At 66.1% G+C, this 22,322-nt stretch carries 19 protein-coding genes; 5 read left to right on the top strand and 14 right to left on the bottom strand.

Features of this window, described 5'->3' with window-relative positions:
* The 6 genes from hchA to EJA05_RS12980 form a co-directional block, all read right to left on the bottom strand.
* A complete protein-coding gene (hchA, locus tag EJA05_RS13005) occupies positions 1 to 846 on the bottom strand; it encodes a glyoxalase III HchA (RefSeq protein ID WP_125858536.1) in 846 nt (281 codons plus the stop codon).
* A 160-nt stretch (positions 847 to 1,006) separates the two neighbouring features.
* The gene (locus EJA05_RS13000) at positions 1,007 to 1,570 is read right to left on the bottom strand and encodes a nucleotidyltransferase family protein (protein WP_125858535.1); all 564 of its coding nucleotides are present in this window, start codon (positions 1,568 to 1,570) and stop codon (positions 1,007 to 1,009) included.
* On the bottom strand, positions 1,567 to 2,538 hold the full coding sequence (locus tag EJA05_RS12995) for an XdhC family protein (RefSeq protein ID WP_125858534.1): 972 nt from the start codon (positions 2,536 to 2,538) through the stop codon (positions 1,567 to 1,569). Before EJA05_RS12995 ends, EJA05_RS13000 begins: the two co-directional genes overlap by 4 nt.
* A gap of 1 nt (position 2,539) precedes the next feature.
* Complete coding sequence (locus EJA05_RS12990; RefSeq protein WP_125858533.1) at positions 2,540 to 3,751, bottom strand: cytochrome c; 1,212 nt, start codon at positions 3,749 to 3,751, stop codon at positions 2,540 to 2,542.
* A gap of 2 nt (positions 3,752 to 3,753) precedes the next feature.
* Positions 3,754 to 4,293 carry a (2Fe-2S)-binding protein gene (locus EJA05_RS12985; protein ID WP_110992682.1) on the bottom strand — a complete coding sequence of 180 codons (540 nt, stop codon included), beginning with the start codon at positions 4,291 to 4,293 and terminating at the stop codon, positions 3,754 to 3,756.
* Positions 4,286 to 7,117 (bottom strand): xanthine dehydrogenase family protein molybdopterin-binding subunit, encoded by a 2,832-nt coding sequence (locus EJA05_RS12980; RefSeq protein ID WP_125858532.1) that lies wholly within the window; start codon positions 7,115 to 7,117, stop codon positions 4,286 to 4,288. Before EJA05_RS12980 ends, EJA05_RS12985 begins: the two co-directional genes overlap by 8 nt.
* A 393-nt stretch (positions 7,118 to 7,510) precedes the next feature.
* Here EJA05_RS12980 and EJA05_RS12975 point away from each other — a divergent pair, with 393 nt between their 5' ends.
* The 3 genes from EJA05_RS12975 to nemA all read left to right on the top strand — a co-directional run bounded on the left by EJA05_RS12975 (position 7,511) and on the right by nemA (position 11,902).
* The gene (locus tag EJA05_RS12975; protein ID WP_125858531.1) at positions 7,511 to 9,835 is read left to right on the top strand and encodes a putative bifunctional diguanylate cyclase/phosphodiesterase; all 2,325 of its coding nucleotides are present in this window, start codon (positions 7,511 to 7,513) and stop codon (positions 9,833 to 9,835) included.
* Positions 9,823 to 10,695, top strand: coding sequence for a phosphate/phosphite/phosphonate ABC transporter substrate-binding protein (locus EJA05_RS12970; RefSeq protein ID WP_125858530.1), 873 nt, complete (start codon positions 9,823 to 9,825; stop codon positions 10,693 to 10,695). Before EJA05_RS12975 ends, EJA05_RS12970 begins: the two co-directional genes overlap by 13 nt.
* Before the next feature lie 109 nt (positions 10,696 to 10,804).
* Complete coding sequence (gene nemA, locus EJA05_RS12965; RefSeq protein ID WP_125858529.1) at positions 10,805 to 11,902, top strand: alkene reductase; 1,098 nt, start codon at positions 10,805 to 10,807, stop codon at positions 11,900 to 11,902.
* A gap of 129 nt (positions 11,903 to 12,031) precedes the next feature.
* Here the strand turns inward: nemA and EJA05_RS12960 are convergent, their stop codons facing one another.
* From EJA05_RS12960 to EJA05_RS12935, 6 genes are all read right to left on the bottom strand, one after another.
* Positions 12,032 to 12,256 carry a cold shock domain-containing protein gene (locus EJA05_RS12960; RefSeq protein ID WP_125858528.1) on the bottom strand — a complete coding sequence of 75 codons (225 nt, stop codon included), beginning with the start codon at positions 12,254 to 12,256 and terminating at the stop codon, positions 12,032 to 12,034.
* 50 nt (positions 12,257 to 12,306) lie between these two features.
* Positions 12,307 to 12,519: a cold-shock protein gene (locus EJA05_RS12955; RefSeq protein ID WP_125858527.1), complete on the bottom strand. Its 213-nt coding sequence runs from the start codon at positions 12,517 to 12,519 to the stop codon at positions 12,307 to 12,309.
* A 136-nt stretch (positions 12,520 to 12,655) separates the two neighbouring features.
* Complete coding sequence (locus EJA05_RS12950) at positions 12,656 to 13,636, bottom strand: LLM class flavin-dependent oxidoreductase (RefSeq protein ID WP_125858526.1); 981 nt, start codon at positions 13,634 to 13,636, stop codon at positions 12,656 to 12,658.
* 211 nt (positions 13,637 to 13,847) lie between these two features.
* Positions 13,848 to 14,759 (bottom strand): LysR family transcriptional regulator, encoded by a 912-nt coding sequence (locus EJA05_RS12945; protein ID WP_125858525.1) that lies wholly within the window; start codon positions 14,757 to 14,759, stop codon positions 13,848 to 13,850.
* Between the two features lie 67 nt (positions 14,760 to 14,826).
* Positions 14,827 to 15,912 carry a metal-dependent hydrolase gene (locus EJA05_RS12940; protein ID WP_125858524.1) on the bottom strand — a complete coding sequence of 362 codons (1,086 nt, stop codon included), beginning with the start codon at positions 15,910 to 15,912 and terminating at the stop codon, positions 14,827 to 14,829.
* Between the two features lie 32 nt (positions 15,913 to 15,944).
* A complete protein-coding gene (locus tag EJA05_RS12935) occupies positions 15,945 to 17,042 on the bottom strand; it encodes a sugar diacid recognition domain-containing protein (protein ID WP_125858523.1) in 1,098 nt (365 codons plus the stop codon).
* A gap of 163 nt (positions 17,043 to 17,205) precedes the next feature.
* Between EJA05_RS12935 and EJA05_RS12930 the strand changes: the two genes are divergently transcribed.
* On the top strand, positions 17,206 to 18,534 hold the full coding sequence (locus tag EJA05_RS12930; RefSeq protein WP_125858522.1) for an MFS transporter: 1,329 nt from the start codon (positions 17,206 to 17,208) through the stop codon (positions 18,532 to 18,534).
* 156 nt (positions 18,535 to 18,690) lie between these two features.
* Here EJA05_RS12930 and EJA05_RS12925 read toward each other — a convergent pair whose 3' ends face one another.
* Together EJA05_RS12925 and EJA05_RS12920 are read right to left on the bottom strand one after the other, a co-directional pair.
* Positions 18,691 to 19,806 carry a DmpA family aminopeptidase gene (locus EJA05_RS12925; RefSeq protein ID WP_125858521.1) on the bottom strand — a complete coding sequence of 372 codons (1,116 nt, stop codon included), beginning with the start codon at positions 19,804 to 19,806 and terminating at the stop codon, positions 18,691 to 18,693.
* 17 nt (positions 19,807 to 19,823) lie between these two features.
* On the bottom strand, positions 19,824 to 21,188 hold the full coding sequence (locus tag EJA05_RS12920; protein WP_125858520.1) for an APC family permease: 1,365 nt from the start codon (positions 21,186 to 21,188) through the stop codon (positions 19,824 to 19,826).
* Between the two features lie 198 nt (positions 21,189 to 21,386).
* On the opposite strand from EJA05_RS12920, the gene EJA05_RS12915 reads away from it, so the two are divergent.
* Complete coding sequence (locus EJA05_RS12915) at positions 21,387 to 22,178, top strand: helix-turn-helix transcriptional regulator (RefSeq protein ID WP_125858519.1); 792 nt, start codon at positions 21,387 to 21,389, stop codon at positions 22,176 to 22,178.
* Positions 22,179 to 22,322 lie beyond the last annotated feature (144 nt).

Genomic DNA, 22,322 nt, shown 5'->3' with positions numbered 1-22,322 from the left:
TCACCCGCCGTTGCCAGCCTTGAGCAGCGCCGCGGCGGCCAATTTGCCCAGCGCATTGCCCGCCAGCGGGCTGTCGCCGGTGAGCAGCTTGCGGTCCTGGTGAACGGCGCCGGAAATACCGTCGTTGATGATTTCAACGCCACAGGCCTTGAGGCGCTCGCCGAACTTCCAGGTCAGGTGGCCGGGCATGTAGCCGATGTCCGGGGTCTTGGCATCCAGGTCATCGGGGAAGGCACACATCTTGTAGCCCTTGTAGAGGTGCCCGGCGGCCAGCAACGCGGCCGGGCCGTGGCACAGGCTGATGACGAATTTGTCGTTATCGGCGGCCCATTGCAGCACTTGCCCGACTTCCTTGCTGTGCGGCAGGCCGATCAGCGCACCGTGGCCACCGGGGATGAACACACCTATGTAGTCGGCCAGCGAACCTTCGAGTACCTCGGCCAGCTTGCGTGGCTGCTTGAACGCCTTGCGGTAGCGCTCGAACAGGCCCAGCACCTCTTGGTCTTCACCGGGCATGGCCCAGTATTCGAACTTGACCGGGTTGCCCGACAGGGTGGCCACGTCGAAGGCGAAGCCGGCCTTGTCCAGGTGGTACATGGGCAGCAGGGTTTCCACCGGGTGGTTACCGGTGGAGAACAGCGTGCCGTTGTCGGTGAGCAGGTAGCGCTCATCGGCACCGATCAGCAGGATTTTCCAGCGCCCGCCTTTATAAGGGGCTGGGTAGTCGGCGTCGCTGAGGTCGGACTTGCTGGACGTGAACTGGCTGAGGGAATACGGCGAGGGGAAGAAGGCGTTGTCTTCGGCCGGGTCTGGCTGTGGGCGTTTGTCGTCAGGTGAGGTAGTCATTGCTGTGCTCCTGTGCCTGGGGTGGGTAATTGGGTCCCTGCTAGGAGGCCACCGCAAAGGTGGCGTCGGTGAACGATGCTGCTTAACAGCCATCGCGGGGCAAGCCCGCTGCGTGGGAGCGGGCTTGCCCCGCGATGGGCCTTGAACGACCCGAAGCAGTCTAGTCGAGCGCGGCAGGTGTATCGACGTCGCGCAACACCCCACTGTCGTCCACGTCCAGCACCCTTACACGATCACGGTGCCGTTGCAGCACCGAGCGCGCCCCTTCATCACCGCACAGCTTGGCCAGCTCAGGCCAATAATCATGGCCGAACAGCACCGGATGGCCGTTCTGGCCCTGGTAGCGCGGCACCACGATAGCTCCCGGATCCGCCGCCTCGACCAGGCGACGGTAGGTTTGCGGCAAGATCCAGGGCATGTCCCCCAGCACGATGGCCACCGCCTGAGCATCGCAGTCACTCAACGAAGCCGCACCGGCCGCCAGGCTGTGCCCCATGCCCAACCCCGCATCGGGGCTAGGGACGATGCAACAAGTGGCAGGCAACCCCAGCACGTCGGCACTCTCGCCGTCGCGAAGTACCACCCGCACCTCGTCGAACACCGCCAGGGCCCGCTCGACGCTCTGCTGCAACAAGCTGCGGCCATCAGCGAGCACGGCGCGGCGCTTGTCGGCGCCAAAGCGCGAGCCCTGCCCCGCCGCCAGTACCAGCGCGACGACCGTCACAGTGCCTCGCGGCCAATGCCGCTGCGGGTACGCAGGATATCGGCGAGCACCGCCAGGGCGATTTCCGCCGGGGTCTTGCTGCCCAGGTTGAGGCCGATGGGCGCATGGATGCGGGCCATCTCGGCATCGCCGAGGCCGCCGATGCGGCGCAGGCGTTCACGGCGTTTTTCCGAGGTGGCGCGTGAGCCCATCACGCCTATATAGAAAGCTTCGGTCTGTACGGCTTCGAGCATGGCCAGGTCGTCGATCTTCGGGTCGTGGGTGAGCGCCACCACCGCCGTGTCGCGGTGGCAGCCACCGTTGGCGATGAACAGCGAGGGCAGTTCCCGGCGGATTTCTATCCCGTCGAGCACCACGTTGTCCATCACCTCGTCACGCGGATCACACAGCACTACCTCAAAGCCCAGGCCCTTGCCGAACTCGGCGCAGAAGTGCGCGACGCTCGAATACCCCGCCAGCAGCAGGCGCTGGGCGGCGCCAACGCGCAGGCGCACGCTGGCTTCGCCCTGCTCCACCCGCGGCCCCTGGCTTAGATCATCGTGCAGTTGCCGCGTACCGCTGCGCAGGTTCACCTCGCGCAACAACCGGCGCCGGCCCAGCAGCGCCGACTCCAGTTGCGCCAGGTGAGCCTGGGTGTCGCAATCGCCCGGCAGGTGCTCGACCAGCACATCGAGGATGCCGCCACAGGGCAGGCGGATGTTCGAACGCGTGTCGCTGCCGTCGCCATAGCGCACCACGCTGACGGCATCGACGAACTCGCCGGCGGCGACGCGTTCGAGGAAGTCCTCCTCGACGCAACCGCCGGACAGCGACCCCACCCAGTGCCCGCCCTCGCTCACGGCCAGCAGCGAGCCCGGCGCACGAGGCGCCGAGCCATAGGTGCAGAGCACGGTGCACAGCCATACGCGCAAGCCGTCACGCGACCACTGCGCCGCCTGTTGCACCACCTGCAGGTCGAGATGCTGCACGTCAGTCCGCCTTCAGCTGGGCCAGCTGTTGGGTGCTCAGGTCGCCCGGCAAACCGCCCCAGGCTTCACGCAGGTAGTTGACCATGTCGGTCAGTTGCTGGTCGTCGAGCTTGTCGGCGAAACCCGGCATCGGCTGCATGCGCTCGAAGCCGGTGAACTGCTGTTCGCGAATACCGTCGACGATGGCCTTGACCAGGTTTCGCGAGTCGGCCTGGCGCAGCACGGTGTTGCCCTGCATGGCCACGGCGATGTGTGGCTTGCCCTCGCCATCGACGCCGTGACAGCCGGCGCAGACGTTGAGGTACTGCTGGCGACCGCGCTTGGCGCTTTCGCCCAGGGTTTCATGGGCCACCGCCTGCACCACCTTGGCCGCCGGCGGCTGGTCGCCCAGCAGGTAGGTGGCCATGGCCGACAGGTCGCTGTCTTCCAGGTGCTGGGTGCTGTGGTGCACCACCGGGTACATCTCGTTGAACATGCTGCCCTGGGCACTCATGCCGTGCTTGAGGAAGGTGGCCAGGTCCGCCTGGTTCCAGCCGCGTTCGGCCAGGTCCTTGGCCAGCAGGCTCGGCGCCAGGTAGCCCAGCAGCAGGCCGCCGGTCAGGCGCTTGTCCTGCTGCAGCGCGCCAATCGGGTTGCGCGGGGTATGGCATTCGCCACAGTGGCCGAGCACTTCGACCATGTACTGGCCGCGTTTCCAGGCTTCGCTGTTGCCCTTGCCCTCTTCCAGTTGCACGCTCTTGCCATAGAGCATGTTCCAGCCCATCAGGCCGGTGCGCACGTTGAACGGGAAGCTCAGGCTGGTTTGCGGTGCCGGGCGATTGATCGGTGCCACGGTCATCAGGTAAGCGTGGATGGCGTCCGAGTCCTCACGCTTGACCAGGTGGTACGAGGTGTAGGGCATGGCCGGGTACAGGTTGGCGCCATCCTTGCGCTTGCCCTCGGTCAGGGCGGCGAAGAATTCGTCGGTGCTGTAGTTGCCGATGCCGTACTGCTTGTCCGGGGTGATGTTGGTGCCGTAGATGGTACCGAACGGCGAATGGATTGGCAGGCCGCCGGCATAGGGCGCGCCGCCTTCGGCCGTGTGGCAGGCCATGCAGTCCGCCGCGCGGGCGAGGTATTCGCCGCGCTTGACCAGTTGCTCATCCGCCGCCTGCGCGCCGCACGCCAGCACCAGGCCGACAGCCAGGGCCAGGCCATTGAAAACACGGGACATGCTCAGCCCTCCTTGACCAGGCCGAGGTCGCCCAGCACATCGCGGGTCGCCTCGTAGTAGCGCACGTAGCCGGTGCAGCGGCACACATGGTGGCCGAGGCTGGCTTCGATGGCGTCTTCCAGCTCGCTCTTTTTCAGCGGCTTGCGCTGGGCCTTCTCCACCAGCACGGTGGCGGCGTTGACGAAGCCCGGGGCGCAGTAGCTGCACTGGAAGGCGAAGCGGTCGACGAACTTCTGCTGGATCGGGTTCAGCTCGGTGAGGTTGCCGGCCTCGTCACGCTTGGCGTGGCCTTCGATGGTGCGCACCTTCTTGCCCTCGAAGTAATGCGCGCCGGTGATGCAGGTGCGCACTTCCTCGCTGGTGCCGTCGGGGTTGTCGACGATCACCACGCAGGCATGGCAGATGCCCTGGCCGCAGCCCAGGCGGGAGCCTGTGAGGTTCTGGTATTCGTGCAGATAGTCGAGCATCGCCAGGTCATCGGGGACCACTTCGGTGACGACAGGTTGACCGTTGAGGGTCAGTTGCAGCTTGCGGTCAGCCATTGAGGGCCTCCTTGACGCGGGCGGGGGTGATGGGCAGGTCGCGGACACGCTTGCCGATGGCATGGGCCACGGCGTTGCCGATGGCGCCGACCACCGGGATCATCACCACTTCGGCGATGCCCTTGGACGGGTCGGTGGGCGACAACGGCGGCAGGATTTCCGAGGTCTGCTGCCACACCGCCACATGCTTGGCCATCGGCAGGCGGTAGCGGTTGAAGTTCCAGTCGCCCTCGCCCGGGCCACCCTCGTACAAGGGCATTTCTTCCAGCAATGCGTGGCCGATACCCATGGCGATGCCGCCTTCGAGCTGGCCCTTGACCAGCTCGGGCACCAGCACCCGGCCGCACTCGACCCAGCTGTGGTGGTTGAGCACGCTCACTTCGCCACTGCCCTTGTTCACCTTCACCTCGACGATGGTCGCCACCGGGCTGTAGTAGGTGACCATGGCGTTGTTCAGTTGGGTGGCCGGGTACGCGGCGTTCTGCCGGTCGAGCAGGTGGAAACCGGCGCTGTTCATCTGCGCCTTCTTGGCGTTCACCGCGCCGTCGCCGTACTTGACCGCCAGGGCATCGAGCGGCAGGCGCTCGCGCACGCCGTCGATGACGAAGTCGGCCTCGGCCCAGCTCCAACGGTTGAAGCCGTGCACGCTGACGCCGGTGACCAGGCCCATTTCATGGGCCTTCTTGGCCAGCGTGGCGAACGGAATCGGTGCCAGGCCGTTACCGGTCAGCTCACCGTTGACCCACACCGCGTTCTCGCGGCGCACCACCAGCGGGTTGGCCTGGCCGCCATAAGGGCCCTGGCGCCACAGGGCCATGGCCGCCGGCCACAGGCCGTGGTTGAACAGTACGCGGGCCGCTTCGCGGGTGGCGTGGCTGAAGTAGAACGCCGAGTTGGTCGCCGACGACGGCGAAGCCAGCTTGCCGACCCAGCGCGGGTTGCGCAGCGCAGCGTCCTGCTCGGCCTGGCTGATCAGGTAGGGGTTGCCGCTGGTGCTCAGCTGCAGCTCAGGCCATTCGGTCTGGGCGGTCTGCACCTGGTCGGCAACGCGGCCGAGGAAGTCGCTGACCACCAGGGCCTGGGAGGTCGACATGCCGGTGCCCAGCTCGGTACCGATGTGGCGCAGGGTGATCTGGCCGTCGGCCGTGAACTCCACCGCCGCCATCGGCGCTTCCGAGCCGGTGCCAAAGTCTTTCTGGGTGATGGCAAAGCCCACGCCATACCAGTTGTCGTGGTCCTTGGCGTCCATGGCTCGCTTGCGCTCATGGCGGTTTTTCCACCACTCATGGGCGCTGGCCTTGTCGAGGATCTCGTGCAGGCGCAGGGCACCGGCCGGGACCGCGCCCTGGGTGTTCTTCATGCCCGACTTGAGCGCGTTCTTGCGCCGCAGCTCAATGGCATCGACACCCAGGCGGTCGGCAATCTCATCGACCATCATCTCGGTGGCGGCCATGCTCTGCAGGGTGCCGTAGCCGCGCATGGAACCAGCCTCGACACCACGGGAGTGGTAGGCAGTGACGGACAGGTCGTTCTGCGGCATGTAGTAGATCGACTGCGCCGCGGTAGCACCCACCGCCGCCACCGACGGGCTGTAGTTGATGCGCCCGCCGCCGTCGACGCTCATGTCGGCGCGGAAGATCTTGAAGCTCAGGTCGTTCTTGTCCACCGCCAGTTGGTAGCGGATGTCGAACGGATGGCGCTTGATGCCGCTCTGGAACTGCTCATAGCGGTCGTTGGCCAGGCGGATCGGCACGCCCGCGCCGTACAAGGCAGCGACGGCGGCGTAGAACACGAAGATGTTGTTGTCCTTGGAGCCGTAGCCCACGGTGTAGCCGGGGTGCATGTTCAGGTTCTTCAGGCCGAAGCGCGACGGCTTGATCATGTGCACGCATTCCTGCGCCACTTCGAACGGGCACTGGGTGGCCACGACGAAATGCAGGGTGCCGGTGGCCGGGTCGTACCAGCCGTTGCCGTTGTCCGGCTCCAGCGCCGCCGGCTCGATCGACGGGGTCTTGTAGCGCTCGTCGAACAGCAGCCAGTTTTCCGGCGGCTGCTTGAGCTGCTCGTCGATGCGCTGGGCGTAGAACATCCCCTGCTCGGTGAGGTTGCCGTGCTGCTTGGGCTCGGCGGTCCACACCGGTTTGCGGGCGAGGATGGTGGGGAACAGCATGGTGTTCTTCAGGCTCGAGTATTCGTCCTCGTCGAACGGCGTATTGCCGCCCACGCGCACGAAGCGGAAGCTGCCGTAAGGGTCGCGCTGGTACAGCGGGGCCTGGGCGCCGTAGCGGATGGCCTGGTCGTTGAACTGCAGCTTGAGCTTGGCCTTGCGAAAGCGCTCGAAGTCGTTCCAGATGAGGATCGCCACCGGGTGGCCGATGAACATCGGCACCTGGCCGGGGGGCAGCAGCGGGTCCGGCGAGTGGGCTTCGGGCCAGGCGATACCGTCCTTCTTCAGGTCGTCGGCGGTGACGATGCGGTCCGGCTGCAGCTCGGCGCCCAGCAGCGACAGGTCGTAGCCTGCGTAGATGCGGTCGGCCTTGGTGGCCTTGAGCAGCATGGCGTGGCCCTGTTGCTGCGGCCAGCCGGGCATGTCCTTGGCGCGGATGTCACGGGCGAACACCTTGTTGCCGCACACCTTGGACAGCGCGTCGTTACGAAAACGCGCCTTGCCGTCGTGGTTCATCCACTTTTGCGGCGAAGTGGTGACGCGGTCTTCCATCAGGGCGGCGAAAGCCTGGCTGCCAAGCGGCGCCATGGTCACGCCGACACCGGCGATCAGCCCGCCTTGCAGGAACGAACGCCGGGAAATTTCACGGTTGGACATGGTTGATCCTCTGGGCAGTCAGGCGCTGCCCATGCTTTGTTCTGGTGCTTGTGAAGCGCGAAGGGCGCGCACGATCACAAAAATTGACTATCAAGTCAAGATACAACTCTTGTTACATCGATTGAAGTCAAGCAGACAACTTGTCGCGGCACGCCCAGGGCCCGCAGTTTGTGTGTGTGTAGGAGCGGCCTTGTGTCGCGAAAGGGCTGCGCAGCAGCCCCAGCAAACTTGAGGTAAATCTACGATCCTGGGGGCGCTGCGCACCCCTTTCGCGACACAAGGCCGCTCCTACAGGGCCCCGTGGTTGCCATGAGGCAATGTGCCACCAGTCATTAGCCTGTCATCTTTCTGTCGTATTTTTCAGCGCTCACCCAGGGCAGGGGAAAACCAGCAGTGATCCGCCGTTCTCTCTCATCCGCAGGGCTGTTGCCGCTGCTGCTGTTGATGCTGTGCGCCGTCACCCTGACCTTCCTCTGGGGGCTGCACATCAACCAGAAGGCCGCCACGCGCCAGGATGCACTGTCAGCAAAAGCTGCCGAACACCTGAACCTGGCAAGCATCGTCGGCGAAAACCTGCGTCAGCTGGTGGACCGTGCCCAGGCCGTGGGCCGCGTTACCCAGGACGACATGAAGCGCCTGCGCCAGGGCAACCTGAGCCTGGCCCGGCTGCTGGCCGAAGACCCGGTGTTCAAGCGCATGAGCCTGTACGACCGCCATGGCCGGCTGCTCTCCTCCAGCCATGCCGACGAGCCACAGCAACTGCCCGAGGCCTGGCTCGACCAGCTCAAGCGCCATGTCGGGCAGTACGGCTTCAAGGCCTTCCTGCCCCGCGCCCTGCCGACGGGCAACAGTACCCTGCCCAACTGGCGCCTGCCGTTCCTGCTGCCGCTGACCGACCTGCCGGGCCGCGAGATCGACAACATCCTCGTGGTGCAGCTGGACATCGGCTACCTGGCGGTACTGTTCCAGCACATCGACCTGGGCCGCAGCGGCCTGGTGCGCCTGCTGCAGGACGACGGCCAGGAACGTCTGCGCATCGACAGCAGCGGCGTGGTGGTGGCCGGTCAGACCTTGGTACCCGGGCTGCCGGGCAGCGGCGAAGACGCCGGCCAGCTCACCCAGTACAGCCTCGACGGCGCCTTCCAGAGCCTGTACCGGCGCATGCCCGAGCGCGGTTTCAGCGTGATGGTCAGCCAGCGCCAGGATGAAATCCTCGCCCCCGCCAGCCGCACCACCAATCGCCAGTTCTGGCTGAACCTGAGCATGACCCTGCTGATCCTCACCAGCCTGGCCTGGGGCCTGCGCCTGCTGCACAAGCGCCAGGAGGCCTTCACCGAGCTCGAGTACGCGCAGCAGGTCAACCAGCAACTGATCGGCCGCCTGGAAGACGAGCACCGGCGCAGCAGCCATGCCGCCGCCACCGACCACTTGAGCGGCCTGCACAATCGCCGCCAGTTCGTCGAGGTGGCCGCCCAGGCGCTCACTCGCCAGCGCGGCAAGCGCCGGTTGCTGGCCATCCTGTTCATCGACATGGACCGCTTCAAGTCGATCAACGACTCCCTCGGGCACAAGATCGGCGACCTGCTGCTGCAGGCCGTGGCCGGGCGTATCCAGCGCCTGCTGGAGCCCGGCGACGAGGCCTCGCGCTTTGGCGGCGACGAGTTCGTGGTGCTGCTGGCCGGCGAGCGCAGCGAGGAGCAGATCGACGGCTGGGTGCGTGCCCTGGTGGAGAAACTCTCGGCCACCTACGCCCTCGACGGCCAGGAGGTCAACACCAGCCCCAGCGTGGGCGTGAGCATCTGCCCCCGCGACGGCCAGGACATCGACGCGCTGATCCGCTGCGCCGACGCCGCCATGTACTCGGCCAAGCAGGCCGGGCGTGCCCAGTACCGCTTCTTCGACCCGTCGCTGAATCTCTCCGACATCCAGGCGTTCACCCTCGAGCAGGCCTTTGGCAGCGCCTTGGGCGAGCGCCAGTTCGTCCTGCACTTTCAGCCGCAGATCCGCCTCGACACCTTGCAGGTGCTGGGCTACGAAGCGCTGGTGCGCTGGGATCATCCGCAGTTCGGCCTGCTCTACCCCGACCGTTTCATCGGCCTGGCCGAGCGCAGCGGGTTCATCGTCGAACTGGGCTGGGAGGTCCTGCGCCTGGCCTGCGAGGAGCTGGCACGCTGGGCTGCGCGCGATCAGACCGCGCACCTGGCGGTCAATGTGTCGGCGCTGCAACTGCGCCAGGGCGACTTCAGTGACCGGCTGTTGGCCGAGCTCGATTACTACGGCATCACCCCCCAGCGCCTGGAGCTGGAGATCACCGAAACCACCGTGCTCGAACCCCAGGGCACTGCGGTGGAGCACCTGCACCGCCTGCGCGCCGCCGGCATCGGTATCAGCCTGGACGACTTCGGCCGCGGCTATGCAGGGTTTGCCCATCTGCAGGCGCTGCCGCTGTCCAGGCTGAAGATCGACCGCTCGCTGATCGCGCCGCTGTGCAACAGCTACGACGACAGCCCGATCGTGTCTTCGACCATCATCCTGGCCAAACGCCTGGGCCTGGAGGTGGTGGCCGAAGGCGTCGAGACCCGCGAACAGGTGGTGTGCCTGAAGCTCGCCGGCTGCGACATCGCCCAGGGCTACCATTTCAGCCGGCCGCTGTCGCCGGCCCAGTTGCACGAATACCCCCCCTTCATCGGCAACGAGGACAAGGCATGCGTGTACTGAAATCCCTCGGCGCCCTGGCGCTGGCGCAGTTGCTGGCGGGCCCCGCGCTGGCCAACTGCATGCCCCACAGCCTGCGCCTGGCGGTGATCCCGATCAAAAACGTCGAAGCCATGACCCGCGAGCACCAGCCCCTGGTCGAACGCCTGAGCAAGGCCGTCGGCGTGCCGGTGGAACTGGTGATCAGTGCCTCCTACGAAAGCGTGGTGGATGCCATCGTCTCCGGCGGCGCCGACATCGCCCGGCTGGGGCCGGCCTCCTATATCCTCGCCCGCCAGCGTGACCGGCGCATCGAGCCGTTCGCCACCTACACCCTCGCCGCTGGCACCTATACCCCGGCGGGCAACCATTACCAGGCGCTGCTGCTGACCCGCGCCGACGGCCCGACCAGCCTCAACGCCGTGCGCGGCACGCGGGTTGCGCTGAGTGACCCGGCCAGCACTTCGGGCAGCCTGGTGCCCAGCGTCGAGTTCGCCGCCCTGGTCAGCACTCCACTGCCGCGTTACTTCGCGGCGCTGGTGTACGCCGGCAACCATGACAAGGCGCTCGATGCGCTGCTCGAAGGGCGGGTCGATGCCGCCTTTGTCGCCAGCGAGCGGGCCGACGCCTACCTGGCCAGCCACGCTGTCGACCCGGCAAAGCTGCGCGTGCTGTGGCGCTCGGCGCCAATCCACTACGACCCCTACGTGTTCAGCGCCAGCCTGTGCCCGGCGCTGAAGCAGCGCCTGCGCCGGGCGATGCTCGATGACCCCAAGGCACTGGCCGGGTTCGTGGCGTCCCAGGACGCCACCGGGCTGGTGCCGGTGGGGCACAAGGATTACGCGGGGCTTGAACGAATGATGGCGCCGACACTGCATCCTTGATGCCTTTGCAATGCATTGGGGAGCGTTACGCCGGGGTATCGGGAGCCCCTTTCCCCAATCACCTCGGTATCGTGCGCGCCATCGTCTAGCACTTCCGATGGAGCCCTCAATGAAACTGTTCGAACCTCTCAAACTCGGCCCTCTGACCCTGCCCAACCGGGTCTTCATGGCCCCTCTCACCCGCCTGCGCAGCCTGGAGCCGGGCGACGTGCCGACCGCGATGATGGCCGAGTACTACGGCCAGCGGGCCAGCGCCGGGCTGATCATCAGCGAAGCCACGCAGATCTCGTTCCAGGCCAAGGGCTATTCCGGTTCGCCCGGCATCCACACCGCCGAGCAGATCGCCGGCTGGCGCCAGGTCAACGAGGCCATCCACCAGCGCGGCGGGCACAGCGCAGTGCAGGTGTGGCACACCGGGCGGGTGTCGCACACCTCGCTGCAACCAGGTGGCGAAGCGCCGGTGGCGCCTTCTGCCTTGCCGGCCAATGCGCGCACCACGCTGCGGGACGAGAAAAGCCAGCTCATCCGCGTCGACACCTCAACCCCACGCGCCTTGAGCGAAGCCGAGATCGCCGGCATCGTCGCCGACTTTGGCCAGGCAGCGGCCAATGCCCGCGAAGCCGGCTTCGATTTCATTGAGCTGCATGCGGCCCACGGTTACCTGCTGCACCAGTTCCTGACCCCCAGCGCCAACACCCGCGACGACCGTTACGGCGGCAGCGTGGAAAACCGTGCGCGCATCGTGCTCGAAGCGGTCGATGCCGCGATTGCCCAGTGGAGCGCCGAGCGCGTGGGTATCCGCGTCTTCCCGCTCGGTGGTTTCAATGGCATCGACAATGGTGAAGACCAGGAGGCCGCCGGTCTTTACCTGATCGGCGAACTGGCCAAGCGCAACCTGGCCTACCTGCACCTGTCCGAGCCGGACTGGGCCGGTGGCAAGCCGCTGCGCGATGAGTTCCGAGAGGCGATCCGCGCTGCCTATCCCGGGGTGATCGTCGCTGCGGGCGCCTACACCGCCGAGAAGGCAGAAGACTTGCTTGCACGCGGGTTGATCGATGCGGTGGCCTTTGGCCGGGCGTTCATTGCCAACCCGGATTTGGTCGAACGGCTGCAGCAGCAGGCGCCGCTGAATGCGCACCGGGCGCAGTTCGACTATGCCAATGGGGCTGAGGGGTATACGGACTATCCGTTCCTGCGCCAGGCATAGCCTGTTCGGGCCAAATCGCGGGGCAAGCCTGCTCCCACGCAGCGTTTGGATTGCCTCCAAACTTCGTGGGAGCGGGCTTGCCCCGCGATACGTTTGGCCGGTTGTGCAGCGCCTGGAGCAGACGCGGTGCTAGTTCAAGTACGGCTCATCTTCGATAACGATGTTGACGGCATACCAAAGGCCATCCGGCCCCTGGGCCAGATCGTAGCTGACCAGCTGGCCTTCACGGATTATCGCGGTGCCATCGCCCACCGCACTTTGCAAGAAAATAACCTCGCTTTCACTTGGCACAACTTGGCCCGTATCCACTTTTGCAACGGTAGTGGGGCCAGAATGCACAGCTTTTGTTGCCATGATCTTCACCTCCCATCGCAGCTGGTTGCGCAGAGCCATACATTGGCGAGTTACTCAGGCCTCACTTGTGCCGCCTGCATGCCCTTTTGCCCCCTCTCGGCAACAAAGGTGACTGGCTGCCCTTCTTTCAGGGATTTGAATCCATCCGACTCGATTGCCTTGAAATGCACGAACAGATCGTCCCCCCCGCCGGCTGGGGTAATGAATCCATATCCTTTCTCGTCGTTGAACCACTTAACAGTCCCGTTTTGTCTGTTGGACATGTTGTTCACCTTTGATGACTGCGTTCATGCCTGGTGCGCACAGAGCACCAAGTCGAGACTGATCATGGGCGCCACAAAGCAAAATCGCTACTGACATTTCTATCAGGTGTCAAAGGCCCGATAGCCGGGCCTTGCACTATTGCAAAGACGCCAACGCGCTGGCGGCAAGGGCATGCGAGCGCTGCCGCGCCAGCGGATCATGAATACGGCAATCGATCATCAATTCATCCGCCCCGGTCTGCTCGATCAGCGAGCGCAACCCTTCCCTCACCCGCTCCGGCCCACCGGCAATGGTGCAGGCCATCACCTGCTCCAGCACGGCCCGCTCATGGCCAGGCAGGCCTTCGACATACCCCTCCTGAGGTTTGGGCAACAGCCCGTAACGCCCCACATGCAGGTCAAGCATCCACTTGCGGTGCGAGCTGGCCAGGTAGTCGGCTTCGGCATCGCTACCAGCGGCGAAGATATTCACACCCACCATCACATAGGGCCTGGCCAGTTGCGCCGAGGGTTTGAAGTTGGCGCGGTAATGGGCGACGGCCTGCAGCAGGTAGCGCGGCGCGAAGTGCGAGGCGAAGGCGTAGGGCAAGCCGAGCCTGGCCGCAAGATCGGCGCCGAACAGGCTGGAGCCGAGGATCCAGATCGGTACGTCATGCTGCCCGGGCACACCGCGCACCGGGCGCTGGCCGTTGTCGGCGAGGTAGTCGCGCAGCTCGCCGATATCGGTTTCAAAGTCGCGCTCGGGCGCCGCGCCGCGTAAGGCGCGTATGGTCGGGCCGGAGGTACCGGGCGCACGGCCCAGGCCCAGGTCGATGCGCCCGGGGTGCAGGGTATCGAGGGTGCCGAACTGCTCGGCCACTACCAGCGGCGCATGGTTGGGCAGCATGATGCCGCCGGCACCGACGCGGATCTGCCGGGTGGCGTTGGCAACTTCGTTGATCACCAGCGACGTGGCGGCAGAACCGATGCCGGGCATGTCGTGGTGTTCGGCGATCCAGTAGCGGCGGTAGCCGTGCTGTTCGACGTGGCGGGCAAGCTGGCGGGTTTCTTCGATCGCGTCGGCGTAGGTCTTGCCTTCGCCGATCATGACCAGGTCCAGTACGGACAGGGCTGTCATGGGAGCTCCAGTGGGATTTTGCGTGACAGCAGAGTGTCCGGGGTGGGTGCGGGGAGATAAACCCGGTGGCCGGCCCGGGACTGGGGCCTTGGATTCCCCAAAAGGCAGGGTTTGCTTGAGGGGCCTCATCGCTGGCAAGCCAGCTCCCACAGGGAAACAATGATCCTTGTTGTGGGAGCTGGCTTGCCAGCGATGAGGCCAGTGGCCCAGATCAGGTCTCCCAGGGCACCCCGGCCTGCCAGCTTTCGACCAGCAGGTCGATGAAGCCGCGCACCCGCGGCGACAGGTGCCGCTTGCTGGGGTAGACGATGCGGATCGGGTCGGCCGGCGGGCGATAGTCGTGCAGCACTTCGACCAGCGTCCCGGTGCGCAGGTCATCGCCGGTGATGTAAGTGGGCAGGTGAATCAGCCCGAACCCGGCTCGCGCGCCATCGAGCATCGCCTCGGAGCTGTCGATGTTCAGCCGCCCCGGCTCCTCGCACAGGTGCAGCCCGGCGTCGGTGCGAAAACGCCACGGGCTGGACTTTTCACCGGCCAGGAAGGCGATCTTGTCATGCCCGTACAAATCAGCCGGCACCTGCGGCGTGCCGTGGCGCTGCAGGTAGTCGGGCGAGGCACAGGTGACGAACTGCTGCCAGGCCACGGTGCGCGTCAGCAGCTGCGAGTCCTCTTTCGGCGCGCCGATGCGCACCGCCACGTCGACGCCCTCCTCGACCAGGTCGACGAAGCGGTCGGTAAAGCGGATATCGGCGCGCAGCTCGGGCCACAGCTTGAGGTAGCGGTCGAGAATCGGCAGCACATGGCGCTGGCCGAACGACAACGGCGCAGTCAGGCGCAAGGTGCCGGTGGGCTGGCCCCGGCGCTGGGCCATGGTCGACTCGACTTCATCGAGGTCGTCGAGGATCTGCCGCCAGCGCTCGAAGGCCACCAGCCCCTCGTCGGTCAGGCTCAGCTTGCGCGTGGTGCGGTTGAGCAGCCGCACCGCCATGCGTGCTTCCAGCCGGGCGATGCTCTTGCCCACCGCCGAACGAGTCAGGCCCAGGCTGGCGGCGGCAGCGGTGAAACTGCCGGCCTTCACGGCGCTGACGAAGGCGGCGATATCGCCGAAGCGGTTGGGTTCCATGCTGTATTCCCGAACAAGACAAGCCAGCTAAATGGGTGCGCAACCGCAGATTGCAAGGCCGCCGCCCTCAGCGCCCGGCCTCGGCGGCATGCCCCAGCGATTGGCTGGCCCAGGCCGCCAGCGGCAAGGGTGGCTGCTGGTCGAGGATGCGCCGCCAGATCAGGCTCAGCTTGGCGCCATCGAACAGCGAAGCCGCGCCGCCGCCGATCCAGCCCCTGGGCTGAATCACCTGCCATTGGCCGGCAGCGTCACGCTGGGCCATCTGGAAGCGGAAACTGTAGTTGCCCGGCACCCCCATGCGCAGATCGGTGACCACCAGCGCGTCGCCGACCACGTCGTAACGCAGCCAGTCGCCAGTGAACCAGCGCAGGCGTTCGTGCAGCGGCACGCTGGCCAGCACCTTGCCGGCCTCGAGGTTGCGCGGCTGGCGCAGCATCTCGGGCGGCTCGCGGTCGAACAGGCTACTGACGCCCTCGTAGTAATCGCCATCCGGGGTTTTCGCCAACATCCGCCAGACCAGGCTGTTGAAGGCCATCGGCACGGCGCGTACCTCGCTGGCAACGATGCCCTGCTGCGCCAATGCCTGGCTGAAGCGCTGCTCGGCGGCCATGCGCCCGGCCAGGCCAAAGCCCAGGTAAACCGTGCTGAACGCCAACGCCAGGGACAGCACGCCGACCGCCCTGCCCTGCAGCCCCTTGAACGCTGCATACAGCACCGCCAGCAGCAACGGCACGGTGTACACCGGGTCGATGATGAACACCGCTGCCCAGCTTTGCGGCGTGGGCTGCAAGGGCCAGAGCAACTGGGTGCCATACACCGTGAACGCATCGAGCAGCGGGTGGGTGACCAGCACCAGCCAGAACGCCAGGAACAACCGCGGCCAGCGGTAGCCCTTGTGCGGCCAGTAGCGCTGCCCCAGCCAGGCGACCGTCCAGGCCATCAACAGTGCAAGCCCGGTAAGGACGAACAGCGAATGGGAAAAGCCTCGGTGGAAGGTCATCTGCGACACCGGGTCGGCGTAGCGGATCAGCACGTCGAGGTCCGGCAAGGTGGCCAGGGCGGCGCCGTAAAACAGTGAACGGCGACCTTGAATACGGCCCAGCACAGCGCCTTGCAGGGCGGCGCCGAGTACAGCTTGCGTCAGTGAATCCAATGCACATCTCCATGAAAAACGCGGCGCAGCATTCAGTCTGCGGGTAACAATTGCAAGCCCAGGTACAGGCTGAGCATGCCTTCCAGACGCAGCGGATCGACTTCGCCCAGCTCGGCGATGCGTTCAAGCCGATAGCGCAGGCTGTTGCGGTGAATCCCCAAGGCATCGGCGCAGGCCTGGCTCTGCCCGTCATGGGAGCACCAGGCGCGCAGCGTGGCCAGCAGCTGGCCGCTGGCATCCTTGGCGCGCACGCGCAGCAAGGGTTCGAGCAGCTCGTCCAGGGCATCGTCGTTGCGGTGGCGCCAGAGCAGCGCCGGCAGGCGGTAGCGGGCCAGCGACAGCAGGCGCTCGCCTGGCAGCACTTCGCGCCCGTAGGCCAACAGGTCGCGCACCCGCCGGTAGCCGCGGCGCAGTTGCTCCAGGCTTTGCGCCGGGCTGCCCAGGGCCAGGCGTTCGGCCACCCAGCCATGGCGTTGCAGGCGCTCCAGCAAGCGCGGTTCGTCCAACGCCACGTTGGCCGGGCGGCACCATAGCAGCGATTGGCGCGCGGGGCTTACACACCAACTGTCGGGGTAGCGGCTCATCAGCCAGGCCGACAAGGCTTCGGCCGGGGGGCCGGCCTGCAGCTCGAACAGGCAGGGAATGCGTGGCAGGTTGGGTTTGAGCCCGAGCTGCTGGGCCTCATCGACCAGCCGGGGGGATTCACCGCTGCCGCCGAGCAGCAGGGCCAGCAGGTCGTCGCAACGCTGGCGGCGCCATTGCTGCTCCACCTGCAAATGGCGCTGGGCCAGGAGCATTTCGGCGGTCATGCGCACCAGCTCGCCGTAGGTGCGCAGTTGCTGCGGGTCGCCGGTCAGGCCGAGCACGCCGATCAGCCGGTCATCGAGCATCAGCGGCAGGTTGACCCCGGGCTGCACACCCTTCAGGCACTTCGCGGCGTCCACGTCGAGCTCGACGATCCGCCCGTTGGCCAGTACCAGCTGGGCGCCTTCGTGGCGGGTGTTGATACGCTCCGGCTCGCCGCTGCCGAGGATCAGCCCCTGGCTGTCCATCACGTTGACGTTGCACGGCAGGATGGCCATCGCCCGGTCGACGATGTCCTGGGCCAGGTCGTGGTCCAGTTCGAACATGAGCAGGTCCTTAAGGTTGCCTGGGGTTGGTCGGCGGCACAGCAGGCTTTGGCTGGGGCTGTGCAAAAGCACAAAGACAGTGGCGCTACACTCCCCGAGACTCGTCAGGGCGAGCGCCGAGACAGGCGACGCGGTGACAACCATAACAAAAGAGAACCCGATCATGGCACACAGCCCCGCCCCTGACCAAGGCAACGACGTCACCCGCAACGCGCTGTACCGGCGCATCACCCTGCGGCTGATTCCGTTCATTTTCATCTGCTACCTGTTCAACTACCTGGACCGCGTCAACGTCGGCTTCGCCAAGCTGCAGATGCTCGACGCGCTCAAATTCAGCGAAACCGTGTACGGCCTTGGCGCCGGTATCTTCTTCATCGGCTACGTGCTGTGCGGCCTGCCCAGCAACCTGGCGCTCAACCGCTTCGGCCCGCGCCGCTGGATCGCGCTGATGATGATCGCCTGGGGCAGCCTGAGTACCTGCCTGCTGTTCGTCACCACCCCCACCGAGTTCTATGCCTTGCGCCTGCTCACCGGCGCCGCCGAGGCGGGCTTCTTCCCCGGCGTGGTGCTGTACCTTTCGCGCTGGTTCCCGGCGGCGCGCCGTGGCCGGATCATGGCCCTGTTCATGTCGGCGATCCCGGTGTCCGGCCTGCTGGGCGGGCCGTTCTCCGGCTGGATCCTGCAGCACTTCGCGGCAGGCCAGGGTGGCCTGGCCGGTTGGCAGTGGATGTTCCTGATCCAGGGCCTGCCGACCGTGGCTCTGGGTGCGCTGGCCATCGTGCTGCTTAGCGACGGCTACCAGAAAGCCCCTTGGCTGAGCCCGGCAGAACGCCAGCTGATCGAGGCAGACCTGACGGCCGATGCCGCGAGCAAACCGGCCACCAGCGGTGACGGCGTGCTCGCCGTGCTGACCAACCCGTTGATCTGGACCTTCGGCTTCGTCTACTTCTGCATCCAGAGCGGCGTGTATGCCATCAACTTCTGGCTGCCGTCGATCATCAAGAACATGGGCTTCGACAACCCGCTGCTGATCGGCTGGCTGAGCGCCATTCCGTACCTGCTGGCCGGGGTGTTCATGATTCTGGTGGGCCGCTCGGCAGACCTGCGTAACGAGCGGCGCTGGCATTTGGTCGTGCCGATGCTGATGGGCGCCCTGGGCCTGCTGATCGCGGTCAACTTCGCCGCCCAGCCGACCATTGCCATCCTCGGCCTGTCGATCGCCACCATGGGTGCGCTGACCGGCCTGCCGATGTTCTGGCCGATGCCGACCGCGCTGCTTAGCGCCGGTACCGCCGTGGCGGGGTTGGCGGTGATCAACTCGGTCGGGCAGATGGCGGGCTTCCTCAGCCCGTACCTGGTGGGGTTCATCAAGGACCAGACCGGGTCGACCGATGCGGCGCTGTATGCCCTGGCGGGATTGATCGTACTGGGTAGCCTGGTGGCGCTGAGAGTTTCGCGCTCGGGTAATCCCGCCTTCGCCCGCGCTCGCTAGCAGACCCGATCGCGGGGCAAGCCCGCTCCCACGCTCCAGGAGTCCAAGAATCCTGGAGTCCTGGAATCCTGGAATCCTGGAATCCTGGAATCCTGGAATCCTGGAATCCTGGACTCTAGGACTCCAGCGTGGGAGCGGGCTTGCCCCGCGATGCTTTCAATGCTGGGACTGGGCTCTCCACCCTGCCTCATGCAAGGCAGTCAGCAATGTGTCGCCATCGAGCCCCGGCACCACCGCCCCGCCCTTACCGACCATCGCCCTCCCCGCCAGCAGCGCATTGACAATCGCCTCCTCCACCGCCTCCGCCGCCGCCATGAACAGCGCCGAGATATGGTCGTTGTTGAGCATGCGCACCTGCGTGCACTGGGCCAGCTCCTTGCGCCCGTAGTCGGCCGGCGGCAAGCCCTGATTACCGGTGGAGAACGCCAGGAAGATATCGCCACTGGAGTCCTCGGTACCGCCACCGGTGCGGGCAATCCCGATCGACGCCCGTTGCGCCAGGCGCTGGCATTGGTGCGGCAGCAACGGTGCGTCGGTGGCGATCACCACCACGATCGAGCCCATGCCCGGGGTGCCCTGTTCACGCTCGGCGAAGGGCGACGGCAGGTGCCCGAGCTGGCGGCCCACCGGGTAGCCATCGATGCGCAACTCCTGGCGCTGGCCGTGGTTGGCCTGCACCAACGCCCCCACCGTCCAGCCGCCCTGCTGCGCTGGCAACTGCCGCGAGGCAGTGCCGATACCGCCCTTGAACTCGTGGCAGATCATCCCGGTGCCGCCGCCCACCGGGCCTTCGGTAACCGCGCCGGGGGCAGCGTTGTCCAGCGCCTGGCGCACCTGCAACGGAGTCACGTGCTGGCCCCAGATATCGTTGAGCAGCCCGTCGTAGGTTTCCATCACCACCGGCATGCACCAGTACACGGCGTCATCCGCCAGGCGCTCACGCTCGGCAGCGATCAGTGCATCGCGCACCACGCCAACGCTGTGGGTGTTGGTAATGGCGATCGGCGTGGTCAAAAGGCCCGCCTCGCGGATCCACTCAAGGCCGGTGGCATCGCCATTGCCGTTGAGCACATGACAGCCGGCAAAGCACGGCGCCAGGCGCGCGGCACCGGGGCGCGGCTCGATCACGGTCACCCCGGTGCGGATCGGCGCCGGGCGTTGTTCATCCAGCAGGGTGCTGTGGCCAACCCGCACGCCCGGCACATCGGTGATGGCATTGAACGGGCCCGGGGTGCCGTGGCCGAGGGTAATGCCCAATTGACGCGCACGCATGTCTACTCCTTGGATGCTCACAATTTCTGGAAGGTCGGGCTGAGCCGGCCGTGGGTGCTGTAGAGGATGACCGACACCGCCAGCAGCCCGAACAGGATCAGCAGGTCGCGCAGCGAGGCCTGTTGCAGCAGGGTCACCAGCAGCCAGCCGGCGCCGCTCACGGCCAGCAGCGCCGGCAAGGGCCACAGCGGCATGCGGTACGGGTGTTCGCGGTCGCGGCGCAGTACCCGGCTGCACAGGGCGCAAGCGGCCACCACCAGGTAGATCAGCAGCAGCAACAGCACGGTGAACGAGGTCAGTTCTTCGAGGCTGCCGGACAGGCTCAGCAAGGCCGAGGGGATGGCCAGGAACAGCGTGGCCAGCCACGGCGATTCCCAGCGCGGGTGGATCACGGTGAAGGCGCGGTTGAGGGCCGGTGTCCAGATGGCATCGCGGCCGCTGCTGTACACCACCCGGCCAACCTGGATGACGATGGCGACGATGGCATTGAACACCGACAGGAAGATCCCGGCGCTGACCAGCCGTGCGAGGGTTTCGTTGCCATGGGTGGTCAGCAGGTAGCCGATCGGGTCGCCGCTGGCCAGCATCGCCTCAAGCGACGGCGCACCGATCAGCAGTGCAGCCAGCGGGATGACTTCGATGGCCACCACCACGACCAGCGACCACAACACCGCCCGGTGCACGGTGCGCCCACCGTCCTTCATGTCTTCGGCCAGCAGCACCGCGCCGCCGTAGCCGTTGAAGGCGAACAACGCCATGCCTACCGCGCCCAGCACCAGCGCCCAGGGGGCAGCCACCAGGGCCCCTTGCTCCAGCACCTGCGGCTGCAGCAGGCTGGCCGCCGGTTGGCTGGCATTGCCAAAGCCCAGGGTGACGATCACCAGCAAGGCGGCCACCTCGCAGATCAGGAACAGCCCGGTGATCCAGGCATTGAGGCGGATATTGAGAATGCCCAGGGCATAGCTGGCGACCACGATCACCAGGGCCACGCTCTGGGTATCGAAGCCTGTGCCCAAGGCGTTATTGAGGTAGGTGGCGGCACCGGCCGCCAGCACCGGCGGGATGAACAGCATCGAGGCCAGCACGGTGAGGAAGGTGGCATAGCCTGCCAGCCCGCCGAACACCCGCTTGGCGTACACGTACTCACCGCCGGCGGTGCTGTGGGCACGGCCCAGCTCGGCGTAGCACCAGGCGAACATCAGTGCCAGCAGCGCCGCCATGAGAAAGGACAGGAACGCGCCGCTGCCGGCTTGCTGGATGGCGAACGGGGCGATGACGAACACGGAACTGGCAGGGGTGACCGCCGAAACGGTGATGGCGACCACATCGGGCATACCCAGGCGCTGCTTGAGTGCGCTCGCGGGCACTTCGCTGGAGCTCATGGCGTTTTTCCTCTGATTGTTATTGGTAGTGAGGGCAAAACCGGGGTCGTGCGGCCGCTGGACCTGGCTGGACTGTAGGCGGGTGGGCGCTGGGCGCCAATTACCCTATGGGGGTACGCCCCTTGACTGGATGACAGAAAAATTCCAAGACTGCGTGGCCCTTTTCGCGGGTGAACCCGCTCCCACAAGAGCCCTCGCATGCACAACCTGTTCACCGAAGCCAGCGCCCACGCGGGCCTGGCCCGTACCGTCGAGCAGCTAGGCCAGCCACGCTTCTGGCGCCAGTTGATGCTGCTGTTGCAGCACTGGGTGCCGTTCGACAATGCCCTGGCGATGTTCTACCCGCGCGCCGGCCTGCCGCGGGCGCTGGAGATCTTCGATGCCCGCGGCGAGGGCAACCCCGAGGCCATGGCCCTGTATCTGAGCGGGCTGTACCAGCTCGACCCCTTCTACCAGGCCTGCCAGGAGGGCATCGGCGATGGCCTGCATCGCCTGGAAGAAGTGGCGCCGGACCAGTTCCGCCAGAGCGAGTACTACCTCACCTACTTCCATGACCATGTGCTGGAAGACGAAATGCAGTTCATCGTGCAACTGGGCGACAGCGGCGCCCTGTCGCTGTCGCTGGGCAGCCGCCAGCGTTTCGAGACGGCGCAGCATGGCTTGCTGGTGATGGTCTGCCCGTGGGTGCTGGCGCTGCTCGGCCAGCACTGGCAACAGCAAAGCCAGCGCCCGGCGCCGGCGATGGCCAGCCAGGTGCGCGATGCCATGAGCCTGTTCGGCGCCAAGGTGCTGTCGGAGCGCGAGCTGGAGATCGCCCGGCTGGTGTTGCGCGGGTACTCGTCAAAAGCCATGGCCGAACGGCTGGCGATCTCGCCGGAGACGGTCAAGGTGCATCGGCGGCACCTGTACGCCAAGCTGGATATTTCCTCGCAGTCGGAGTTGTTTTCGTTGTTCCTGCAGTCGTTGGGGCATGATCCGCAGGATCCGTGAGGGCCAACGGGTTAAAGTGAAACCAGCCCGGCCAGAAAGCGCGCACCCAAGGTAAAAATGCAGCCTCACCCTGCAGATTTGCCAATTGTGCAAGGCAAATTCGCATGACAGGATCCTGCGACCCGCCCGCGCATTCCAGGCTTC

Origin of the sequence: Pseudomonas oryziphila, assembly GCF_003940825.1 — a bacterium.
Lineage (GTDB): Bacteria > Pseudomonadota > Gammaproteobacteria > Pseudomonadales > Pseudomonadaceae > Aquipseudomonas > Aquipseudomonas sichuanensis.
Note: the sequence above shows the minus strand (reverse complement) of the source record. Positions and strands in the feature narration are given on the sequence as shown.